The sequence below is a fragment of the Streptomyces sp. NPDC023527 genome, from assembly GCF_055560115.1.
The window spans coordinates 297,551-308,680 of sequence record NZ_JBVHJJ010000003.1 but is presented as its reverse complement, the minus strand read 5'-3'; the positions used below and the strand labels follow the sequence as shown (position 1 = coordinate 308,680).

Below are 11,130 nucleotides of genomic sequence, written 5' to 3'. Positions count from 1 at the left end.
ATGGCCCATTCGCCGTGCCGGTGCCGGAAGGTTTTGGGACAGCGTGAAGATGGGGGCAGACCTCGGGGGAAGACGGGGAGAACCGCAGTGACCACCGTAGGGCCGGCTCGGGCCGGGAAGCCGGAGGAGCCGGGCGAGCGGAGCGAGGGCGCGCCCTCCTCCCGGATACGGGCAGTGGCCGGAGAGCAGGGGACCGGCGGGACCGGTCCGCGCGCGCGGCTGCGGAACGCCGGCCGCGCGCTCGCGCGCAGGCCCGTCCTGACGACGCTGTCCATCGCCGCCGTGCTGCACGTGCTGTGGGTGTTCGTGTTCGCCAACAGCGGCGGGGACCTCGCCGCCCAGGACGCCTGGGCGGAGTTCGCGCTCCAGCACCCCACCTCGGCGTACAACATGTCGTGGTACGGCGGGATGCACCCCGTCTCGTACAGCGCGATCTCGCCCTATCTGATGGCCCTGCTGGGCGTCCGTCCCACCATGATGATCGCGGGCCCGGTCTCGGCCGGGCTGGTCGCCCTGCTGCTGGTGCGCAGCCGCGCCGTGCGGCGCCCGCTGTGGCCCGCGCTCTACGGTGCCCTCGCCCTGACCGGCAACGCGATCTCCGGGCGGGTGACGTTCGGGCTCGGCACGATGTTCGGCCTGGCGGCCGTGGCCACGATCTTCGCCTGGCCGACGCGCTGGCGCACCGAGGGCCGCTACCGCTGGGGGCGGGCCGCCCTCGGCGGGGTGATGGCCGCGCTGGCGACGGCGTCGAGCCCGGTCGCGGGCCTGTACGTGGGCATCGTGGCGGCCGCGCTGTGGCTGGGCAAGCGCCGCCCGGCGGCGTACACCCTGGGGCTGCCGCCGGTCGCGGTGGTGGCGCTGTCGGCGTGGATGTTCCCCTTCTCCGGCCAGCAGCCGATGTTCATCGCGTCGGTGATCCTGCCGCTGCTCAGCGGCGTCTTCGGCGTGGTCTTCGTGCCCAAGGAGTGGCGCACCGTCCGGACCGCGTCGATCCTCTACACGCTGGGCGTGCTGCTGGTCTGGCTGATCCCCTCGCAGATCGGCACGAACATCTCCCGGCTCGGCATGATCTTCGGCGGGGTCGTGCTCGTCGCCGTCCTCACCGAGCGGAAGGTGCCGCCCTGCGCCGAGCTGCTGCGCTCCGCCCGGAACTGGACCGCGCTCGTCCTCGCCCTGCTGACCCTCACCATCTGGCAGGCGTCCATCGCCATCGGCGACATCCGGCACACCACGCCCGCCGCGTCCTGGGCCCGTGAACTGGCCCCGGTGGTCGACCGGCTCCAGCGGGTGGACGCCGGGCGCGGCCGCGTCGAGGTCGTGCCCGCGCGCAGCCACCGCGAGGCGTCGGCCCTCGCCCCGTACTTCAACCTCGCGCGCGGCTGGAACCGGCAGGCCGACCGCGAGCGCAACCCCCTCTTCTACGACCCCGACCTGCTCACCCCCGCCAGCTACCGCGCCTGGCTCGACCGCTGGGCGGTGCACTACGTGGTGCTGCCGGTCGGCGAGCCGGACCCCGCCGCCAGGGGCGAGGCCAGGCTCGTCGCCAAGGGGCAGCCGTATCTGCGCGAGGTCTGGTCCGACGCCAACTGGAAGGTCTACGGGGTCGACGCGCCGACCCCGCTCGCCGACCCGCCGGCGGTCGTGGAGCGGGCCGTCGCCGACGAGCTGACGATCACCGTCAAGGAGGCCGGGCCGGTCCTGATCCGCATCCCGTACTCGCCCTGGCTCGGCCTGCTCGACAAGTCCGGCAAGGACGTCCAGGCCCCGCGGACCGGCCCCCACGGCGAGCCGCCGGTCAACGTCAACGGCTGCCTGTCCAAGCAGGTCCAGGAGGCCCGCGGCGGCCAGCCGGAGGACGACTGGACGATGCTGCACGCGCCGCACGCCGGTACGTACCGCATCGCCGCGAAGTACAAGCTGCCCCGGGGGACGGGGTGCCCGGAGGAGCTGCTGCGCTAGCCGGCGCGGGGCTCAGCCGCAGACGGACCGGGGCGCGGGGTACTGGCCCTTGGTCCTGAGCTGGTTCCGCACGTCGTCGAGGTAGCCCAGCACCTTTTCGAGGTGGGCGTCGTTCGGGGCGCTGAGGTAGTCCAGCACGCCGTGCTGGAAGGCGGAGCGCATCCGCAGCGGCATCAGGTCCGAGGCGTCGAGGCACAGGCGCGCCCCGTCGTGGAGCTCCTTGTCGAGGCGGGCGTTGAGCTTCTCGCCCGAGGGCGGTGCGTTCCTGGGGTTGGCGAAGAAGGGGCGCAGGGGGTTGTCCCGGGGGCCGTCGGGGTCGGGCTCGGCCCATTCGTCCTGGGCCTCCTCGGCGAGGTAGCGCATCAGCTCCTTCGCCTCGGAGCTCTTGCCGAAGAGCGTGGCGAAGTCGGCGGAGACCTCGCGGGCGCTGGACCTGCCGTCGAGGCCGGGGAGCACGTCGCGGGAGAGGGCGAAGCCGGCGCGGGAGCCCTCCCGGTAGGTGGCGCGGATGAACGAGCCCTGGTGCTGGAGGGTGCAGGCGGGCCGCTTGCCCTTGCCGGGCGGGAAGGGGCCCTCCGTGAAGTCCTGCCGGAGCGCGGAGCGGGCGGAGCCGGACCCGATCGTCCGGCCGAAGTGGCGCCACGCGCTGCGGACCTCCGGCGAGGACCAGGCCAGGTCCCCCCGCGCCCAGGCCGTGTAGAGGGTGTCGCCGGTCTGCTGGAGCAGGATGTCCTCGACCCAGTCGGTGCCCGGCCAGCCGGACGTCGCGTCCCCGCCCATGCCCGCGCACCACTGCCCGCCCTGTGCGGCGAGCGTGGCCGGCCCCGGCGGGCGGCCCGCGTCGAACCACACGATGCTCTTGAGGTCGACCTTGACGGGGACGGCGTGGACCGGGCCCTCGGCGGGCGTCCACGGCGGTCCGAAGGAGGCGAGGGTGGCCCGGGGGAGCACCTCGTCGAGCGGCTGGAGCTGTTTGTCGGCGATGTATTCGGCGGCCTCGCCGACGCTGGGGAGGATCGCGATGTCGGGCGCGGCACCGGCGTTCACCCGGGAGATGAGCACATCGCGCAGGGACGTGGTGCCCTGGTAGGAGACAGTGATGTGCTTCTCCCGGCTGAAGCGGCCCAGCACCCTGCGGAACCGCTTGCCCTCGTCGCCGGTCCACGGGGCGAGGACGGTGACGCTGCCCTGGTCCTCGCCGCGCTGGTCGCCATGGCCGACGGAGCAGAACAGCAGCGCCCACAGGGCGAGGAGGGCCACGGTGATCTGGTGGGTGCGCGGGCGCGGGGCCGGGCTCCGCAGGGCCTTCTCGAAGCGGTACTCCTCCACGCGCGGCTGGAGCCCGATGACGATCAGCGCGGCGATGACGAGGCCCACCAGGGGGATCCAGGCGGTGGCCCCGGCCCGCCAGTGCGTGTCGGCCAGGGTGTCCCGCACCCCCGTCAGCGTCTCCTTGGTGATCCGTGAGGTCCGCAGCCGGCCGGCCGCCGAGCCCAGCCCGTCCTGGATGAAGACGCCGAACCAGGTCAGCGGCACCACCCCGGCCGTCAGCGCGGTCGCCGCGGCCAGGGACGGGTTGAACCGGCGCCGGAACCGGCGGCGCAGCGAGCGCTGGGTGTCGAGGAGCAGCCACACCAGCGCCGCGCAGAACGCGTAGGCCGTCGCCCAGGCGAGCCACAGCAGGGGGCCGAAGGACGCCTGGCCGTTCAGCACGGCGCGCTGGCGGCTCTGGACCGTGTCGAGGAGGGGCACGATGCCGCCGTCCGGGCGGGTCAGCGTCCGCTGCGCGTAGCCCAGATAGGAGTCCCGCAGGTCGGTGTCGCCGCCCGGCGGCGGCCCGGCGTTGCGGGCGGCCTGCTGGACGAGGAAGTCGTAGGAGGAGACCAGCCCGGTCGCGGTGCGCAGGGTCTCCTTCCCGTCGCCCCGGGCGACCACGCTCTGGGCGGCCTTCTCCAGGCTCTGCCCGGCGGCGTCGAGGTCGGCGCGGTACTTCTCGCCCGGCCCCTCGACCTGGGCGGTGCCGCCGTCGAGGTTCCGGCGGGCCTCCTCGTACGAATCCAGGAGCGCCGTCCGCGCCCCCGCGATCTGCGCCATCGCGGGCGCCGTCCGGCCGTCCACCGCACCGGCGTTGCGGCTGACGCCGTAGTAGGCGGCCAGCAGCGCGCCGCAGGCCAGGGCCGTGGCCGTCAGCAGGACGGCCAGGCGGCGTATGAGATACGGGCGGGTGGCGGCGGCGTGGTTCATGCGGGGTTTCCCTGGGGTGGCGCGAAGGAGAGACCGCACCCGGTGCAGTGCCTGTCGGTCATGGCCGCCAGGCGTCGGCACCGCGGGCACGTCCGGCTCGTCTCCTCGCGCGGCGGCGGTACGACCCGCCGCTCCGGCTCCGGGGGCGCGGTCCACTGGGTGCTGTGGTCGGCCGTCACCCAGGCGGAGTTGAGGTCGCCGGGCGCGAGCCCGTCACGGAGCCGCACCTCGCCCCGCGCCCGGTCGTCGACGTGCACCAGCCGGCCCATCCGGCGCAGCACCTTCTCGTCGCCCAGCTCGTGGGCCAGCCGCACCGCCCGCCCCCACTGGGTCCGCGCGGTCTCGCGGTCCCCGCGCTCGTACGCCTCGCAGCCGGCGGTGATGGCGCGGCCGAGGTCGGCGTAGCCGCCGTAGTGGGCGACGCGCGGATGGACGCGGGTGGACAGGGCGAGATCGTCGGTCCAGTGGATCAGCATGGAGCCGGGGGCCGGCAGGGTGAGCGGCGCCGCGCCCTCGGCGGGGCCCGCGACGAGGGAGACCAGGGCCACCTGGAGGTCCTCGCCGCGCGGGTCGCCGTCCGGGTCGGCGGTGACGCACAGATGGAACTCGCGGGTCTCGTCGCCCCAGGCCCCGGTCGGGAACTCCCAGGTGAGGTCGTCGGTGCGGACGCCCTCCGGGGTGAGGTCCAGCTCGGTGGGGAAGACCTGCTTGAAGAAGTTCAGGTCGCCGCCCTCGCGGAGCCTGACGCGGATCCGTATGTCGGGCAGCGCCTTGGCCATGGCGCTCGTCATCATCGTGCGGAACTCCGCCTCCAGGTCGCTGTCGTCCTCGACCGCGTCCGCGACGCCGTGCAGCTGCTGGGCGATCTCGCGCAGCTCGGTGGCGGCCCACTGGTCACCGAGGCCCCGCGCGTCGCAGGTGAACCGGCCGGCGCAGGCGGCCAGCACGCGCTCCAGCTCGCCGGGCCGGTCGTGTTCGTTGCGGCCGTCGGTCAGCAGCAGGGCGTGCCGGATGGGGGCGTCCTGCGTGGTGAGGAGGTCGAGGGCGCAGGTGAGCCAGGCGGCGATGGCGGTGCCGCCGGCGCCGACGAGGCGCGCCGCGGCATGGGCGGCGTCGGCCTTGGAGTCCGGTCCGGCGACCGCCATCCGCCCGTCCGGCGGATAGACGACGCGCGCCTGGTCGGTGCCCTCGACGAGCGCGAAGCGGGTGCCGTCGCGCAGCGCCCCGATGGCCGCCGCGGCCGCCCGCCGGGCCGCCGCGATCTTGGTGCTGGGCCAGCTCATCGAGCCGGAGCAGTCGATGACGACGACCTCGGCGCAGTCGGCGCGCGCGGCGAGCCGGCCCAGCCCCTCGGCCTCGACGGTGAGGACGGCGTGGGCGGGCGCCGTGCCCCTGCCCGCGGGCAGGTATTTGTTCTGGCCCAGCTGGGTGGTGACGGTGGGCCCCGGGGCCCTGTCGGGGCCCCCGGTGGTGCCGTTCGCTCGGTTCATCTGCTCCCCCTGGTCAGAAGCGGGTCTTGGGGCGGACGCGGTTGGCCAGGTCGACCAGGGTCCCGAGCCCGGCCGGGGTGCCGGCCTGCCGGGCGAGGCCGCGCAGCTTCTGTTCGAGCCGGCCGCGGATGGTGAACTCCTCGTCGTCCGTGCCGAAGAGCGCGCGGTCGCCCCGCTCGCCGGCGGGCGTGGTGTCCGCCGAAATCCAGTCCAGGGCGACATCGAGGAGCTCGGCCTCCAGCCGGTCGCGGGCCGGCCCGGTGCGGTGGCCCTCGTCGAGGTAGAGCCGGGGCAGCCGGGTGAGGGCCTCGGTGAGGTCCGTCAGGTCCGGCAGGCCGCGCCCCTGGTCGGCGCAGAGTCGCCCGGCGAGGATCCGCACGCAGGCGGTGCGCGCCGCGTCGTGGTGCCGGGAGACCTTCGGCACCTCGCTGAGCAGGTCGACGGCGCCCCGGCGGTCGCCGTCGGCGAGCCGCAGCCGGGCGAGGCCGAAGGCGGCGCTGCCCTGCGACCGGTTGCGCTGCCACACGGCCTGGTAGAAGCGCTCGGCGGAGCCCGGGTCGCCGCGGTGCTCGGCGCAGTAGCCGAGGGCGAGCTTCGGCGCGTACTCCCCGGGCAGGTCGCTGTAGACCCGGTCGAACTCGCGCTCGGCGGCGTCGGTGTCGCGGCGGGCCAGGCCCAGCAGCCCGCGGTGCCAGTGGAGCCGCCAGTCGTACGGGGCCGCCGCCGGGTCCAGGGCGGCCCGCGCCGCCGTCAGGCGCTCGTCGGCGGCGTCGAGTTCGCCCAGCTCCAGATGGGCGCGGCACTGCCGCAGGGCGATCTCCACGGAGGGGATGCCGGAGGCGTACAGCTGCTGGACGACGCGGCGGGGGCCGCTGGTCGTGGGCTGGGTGAGGAGGGCCGCGGCGGGGTCGTCCGGGTCGGGGTAGGGCACGGGCAGGGCCGGCGGCACCCGCTCGGGGGCGGGCAGTCCGCTGTCGAGCAGCGGGCGCCGCGCGCCGGACAGCCAGCGCTCCAGCGGCGGTACGCGCCCGAGCGAGGCGTCCAGCAGGGCGGCGGTGGGGGCGAACAGCGTGGAGGGCTCGGGGAGCTCCTGACCGGTGCGCAGCGCCCGGATCTCCCGGAGCACGCCGCGCAGTTGCTCGGCCATGTCGCGCGCGCCGGCGAACCGGGCGCCCCGCTCGGGGTGCAGGGCGCGCGTGATGGCCCGGGTATAGGAATCGACGCCCAGCCCCGGGGGGAGCGTTTCGGCCTCGTCGGAGAGGACCTTGAGGGTCATGCCGACGCTGTAGAGGTCCGAGCGCTCGGAGAGGCCGTGATCGGGCAGGGCGGGGTCGCCGATCTCGGGTGCCATGAAGCGGGGCGCGCCCTGGATCGAGACGAGGGGATTGCCGATCCTGTGGACGCCGCCGAGGTCGATGAGCTTCACGCGGTTCCCGTGGTGCATCACGTTGTTGGGCTTGAGGTCGCAGTAGAGCCGGCCGTCGCGGTGGAGGTGGTCGAGGGCGTCGAGGATGTGGCAGCCGTAGACGAGGACGTACTCGAAGACCCGGTCGCCGCCGAAGGGGCCCTCGTTGCGGCTGATGCGGTCGCGGACCTGCGAGAGCGACATGCCGTTGACGAACTCCATGACGATGTATTCCGTCGGGCCGTCGCCCTCGGCCCTGTCGCGGCCCGGGTGGGTCACGTAATTGATGATGCGGACGATGCCCGGGTGGTCGAGGCGGGTGAGGTGGTCCCGCTCCTCGCGCAGGCTCCCGGAGTCGTCCTGGATGAGGCCCTTGAGGGCGACGCAGCGCTGGAGCTGGATGTCCTCGGCGAGGTAGACCCAGCCGAGGCCGCCGTTGGCGATGCGGCCCACCACGCGGTACTGCTCGCCGACCAGTTCGCCGGGGGCGAGCTTCGGGGTGAAGTCGAAGCGGTGGCCGCAGCGGGGGCAGTAGCCCTGGATGAGGGCGGGCTGCCCGGCGTAGGCGCGGCCGACGATGCTGGTGCAGCCCTGCCACCCGCAGATCCGGCCGCCTTCGGGGACGTGCCAGTCGATGACGACCAGGTCGTCGGGGGAGGGGGTGCCGACGACGGGCAGGTCGAGCAGGCCGTCGCCCGCCGGGGCGACGGTGAACAGGCTGTCCGTGGCGATCCGGCGCCGGGTGCCCGCGGTGGGCGCGCTCTCGGCCGGGCCGCCGGCGAGTGCCGTGGGCGCGGCGAGGGCGCGGCCGGTGACGCGGCAGAAGCCGGTGCCGTCGGTGGAGCAGCCCCGGCAGTCGGGGCGTTCGCAGTCGGCGCGCGCTGTCATGGCCGGTCGTCTCCTCGCGGACGGTGCGTATGACGGCGTACGGCGTCGGCGAACCGCTCCACGGCCCGGGTGGCCTCGGCGAGCTCGCAGGGTGCCTGGTAGAGGAGGTTGTGCGCGGCCCGGTAGAGCTGTGCGGCGGCCCGGCCCTCCTCCTGGCTGCGGGCGGCGAGCAGCGCGAAGAACGCCTCCAGGCGGCCGCGCAGTTCATCGCGGCGGGCGATGCCGGCCTCGGCCCGCGCGATCGCCTCCTCCACCTTCAGCAGCCCCGACTCCACGGCGCTCTCGAAGGCCGCGAGCCGGGGCAGGAACCGTCTGCCGGCCGGCTCCGGGTCGCAGCGCAGCTCGGTCAGGCCCAGCCGCAGCCCGGCCGCCTCCTGCGGTACGGGCCGGACGGGCGCGATCAGCGCGGCCCGGTCGTGGGCGACGCGCTCGCGGCGGGCGATGTGCTCGATGCGGTCGCGCACCCGGTCGAGGCGGGCGGTGATCTCGTCCTTGCTCGGGTCGGACATCCTCAGCGCCAGCTCCAGGCTCTGCGATTCGTGGTTGCGGAAGACGAGGAGCAGGCGTGCGCCCCGGGCGGCGAGCAGATCGGCGAACTCGACGAGCGCGACCGGGTCCTCGGCGTAGTCGACGCCCTCCGCGACGACGGTCAGCGGCACCGAGCGGGCTCTGCCTATGCGGCTCAGCGCGCGGCCGCCGCACGCGTGCATCCCGAGCCGGTCGGCGACCCGCTCGGCGACCACGGCGACGGTCGTGCCCGAGACGTCGAGGGCCAGGTCGACGCTGCCGATGGGCGGCACGGTGTCCGGGGCGTCGTACGGGGACGCGGGCGCCGCGCCGAGGCCGCCCTCGATGTCCGCCGACACCTCGCGGTCGGCGAGGGCGACGGCCCGGCTGAGGGTCGCGGCGCGGGCCGCCTCGCCCTTCTTGATGACGATCGCCTCGACGTCCCGGGTGCCGGGCCCCGCCCGGAACCAGCCGGCCAGCCAGCGGGCGAAGTCCTCATCGCGCCGGGCCGTGCGCGGCACGGAGGGCAGGTCGTTGCCGCGCCGGCCGCCCACGTGCTCGTCGATGCGCGGCAGGTGCCGGACGACGGTCTCGATCGGGATCATGTACGACAGGTGCAGCCGCTGGCCGGTGGGCGCGTCCGCGGTGCGGTCGTCGTAGCGGCTGACGACCATGCCCAGCACCCGGTGGGTCTCGGTGTCGGTGACGGCGGCCCCGCTGAACCCGGGCCGCACGGTCTCCGCGGGCGTCCTCGGCGACATCTGCACCCACTCGCCGCGCGGCCCGCACGGCCCGTCGAGCGTGGCCCGGAAATAGACGCCGTCGCGCAGGCCCTTGGGGTGCCCGCACATCCACACCTCGCGCCCCGGCGTGGGCGCCATCCGGTGCAGGGGCGCGGCGTGCCGGGCGTGCTGCGGCTCGGCGAGCTTCAGCAGCGCCACGTCGCCCCGGGAGTCGGCCTGCTCGGGCACCCAGCAGCCGTCGGCCACCCTGGCCCGTACGGGCGTCGCCCCGGCCACCCCGACCAGCTCGGCCAGCACCTCCCCGGCCGGCTCCGGGCCGCCGTCCCAGGGAATGACGTGGGCGCAGGTCAGCACGGTGTCGACACCCAGCAGAATTCCGGCGCCGAGAACGTCCCCGCCGGACGTGGAAATACGAACCCGCCAAGTCTCTTCGAACTCTTGGTCGTTGACGGGGACGTCGTTGTCCTCCCCCATGGGCGCAGAGCATACGCGCGGAGTCCCCGGAAGTGACCCCTTGTGACCCCCGGGTCACCGTTCTGTGTGGTGGTTAGTGGCCACTGTGCGGCATGGTGCGGGAGAGGTCGGGCGGCGAGGGCGTCGCGGGCGCGGGTCACCCATTCGCCGTGATCGCGACCACCCGGATCCGTTCATATCCGTGACCATGCGATCACCTGGCGTGACCTGGTGTTACGCCGTCCGATGAGTTCGGCGCGCGGCGCCGGGCGGGGGGTTTCGCCGATGCGTCGGGGTGCGGGGGCGTGGGAACGCGGGTTCGCTCGGCTTGTAGGAGCGCGGAATCCCCCACTCCTTCATGGCACATCGGTGTGCCGCGTCCGCGCTCACGGAGGAACAAGCATGCGTACAGCACGAGTGCTCACCGGGACCGCCCTGACCATAGCCGCCCTCGGGCTGGCGACCGCCCCCGCGCTCGCCGGGGACTTCGGAAAGGCGGAGGTGTCCCCGAACCCCGCGCAGCCCGGCGCGATGGTCACGGTGAACACCGCCGCGTGCGGCTCCGAGGGCGCGGCCACGGGCGACGCCAGCGCGGTCGGCGGTCCGGCCTCGTTCGAGCTCAGGGCGGGCACCGACAAGGACGGTGCCGTCGGCCAGTTCAGCGTCCCGGACAAGGCCAAGCCGGGCACGTACGGCGTCGGCGTCAGGTGCAAGAGCGGCAAGGAGGCCACGGGCGACCTGGTCGTCACGACCAAGGGCGGCGGCGGTTCCAGCGCGGCTCCCTCCGGCGGCGCCCCCTCCGCCGGGGCTCCCTCCGGCGGCATGAAGACCGGTGTCGGCTCCACCGCCGACGACACGGGCATGACGGAGATCGTGGCCGGCGCGGCGGTCCTGGCCACGGCGGCCGTGGGCGGCACGTGGTTCCTGCGCCGCCGCGGCGACGGCGACCGGGCCTGACGGCGAGCGCCCCGGTCCGGCAGGCTCCTTCCCCGGTCCCCGCACGCGCGAGCGTCCGGGGGCCGGGGGCGGTGGAGGAGAGCGAATGTCGCAGAGGCAGGGCGGCCGAGGTTCCCGCGAGCGGGGCGCTTCCCGGCGCAGACGCGACGCCCGCCGGAGAGAGGCCCTGAGGACCCGGGCGGCGGAGGCGGCGCGGGGGCGGGTTTCCGTACGAGGTGAGGACGCACCGGAGCGGAACCGGCCCCCCGGCGGAGAACGACCGGAAACGGCAGGGGGGCCACCCTGGGGGCCGGAGGAGGAACCGCCCACTGGCGGAAGGGGGCGGCAGGCGGCAGGGGAGAGCTGCGGACTCCGGTCACCGGACCAGGAACAACCCACTGGCAGGAGGGGGCGGGCCGGAGGGGGTGGTGTGTCGGGCGTAAAGCGAAGCAGCCCGACACACCAACCCCCGGGGCCCGGGCCCCCACCCGCGGGCCCGCCGGGT

The 11,130-nt window shown here is 74.9% G+C and carries 6 protein-coding genes; 2 read left to right on the top strand and 4 right to left on the bottom strand.

Going from position 1 to position 11,130, the window contains the following annotated elements:
* The first annotated feature begins 87 nt into the window (after nucleotides 1–87).
* Nucleotides 88–1,959 carry an MFS transporter gene (locus ACZ303_RS08390; protein WP_467336399.1) on the top strand — a complete coding sequence of 624 codons (1,872 nt, stop codon included), beginning with the start codon at nucleotides 88–90 and terminating at the stop codon, nucleotides 1,957–1,959.
* A gap of 12 nt (nucleotides 1,960–1,971) precedes the next feature.
* On the opposite strand, the gene ACZ303_RS08385 is transcribed toward ACZ303_RS08390, so the two are convergent.
* The 4 genes from ACZ303_RS08385 to ACZ303_RS08370 are packed head-to-tail and all read right to left on the bottom strand — an operon-like array spanning nucleotide 1,972 to nucleotide 9,710.
* Entirely contained in the window at nucleotides 1,972–4,203 is a 2,232-nt protein-coding gene (locus ACZ303_RS08385) for a hypothetical protein (protein ID WP_467336397.1), read from the bottom strand.
* The gene (locus ACZ303_RS08380) at nucleotides 4,200–5,693 is read right to left on the bottom strand and encodes a VWA domain-containing protein (RefSeq protein ID WP_467336395.1); all 1,494 of its coding nucleotides are present in this window, start codon (nucleotides 5,691–5,693) and stop codon (nucleotides 4,200–4,202) included. The genes ACZ303_RS08385 and ACZ303_RS08380 overlap by 4 nt, the downstream gene beginning before the upstream one ends.
* A gap of 13 nt (nucleotides 5,694–5,706) precedes the next feature.
* A complete protein-coding gene (locus ACZ303_RS08375; protein ID WP_467336393.1) occupies nucleotides 5,707–7,986 on the bottom strand; it encodes a tetratricopeptide repeat protein in 2,280 nt (759 codons plus the stop codon).
* On the bottom strand, nucleotides 7,983–9,710 hold the full coding sequence (locus tag ACZ303_RS08370) for a S1 family peptidase (protein WP_467336391.1): 1,728 nt from the start codon (nucleotides 9,708–9,710) through the stop codon (nucleotides 7,983–7,985). The genes ACZ303_RS08375 and ACZ303_RS08370 overlap by 4 nt, the downstream gene beginning before the upstream one ends.
* Nucleotides 9,711–10,091: 381 nt before the next feature.
* Here ACZ303_RS08370 and ACZ303_RS08365 point away from each other — a divergent pair, with 381 nt between their 5' ends.
* Nucleotides 10,092–10,646, top strand: a complete 555-nt coding sequence (locus ACZ303_RS08365; protein WP_467336389.1) for a hypothetical protein — start codon at nucleotides 10,092–10,094, stop codon at nucleotides 10,644–10,646.
* The last annotated feature ends 484 nt before the right edge of the window (nucleotides 10,647–11,130 follow it).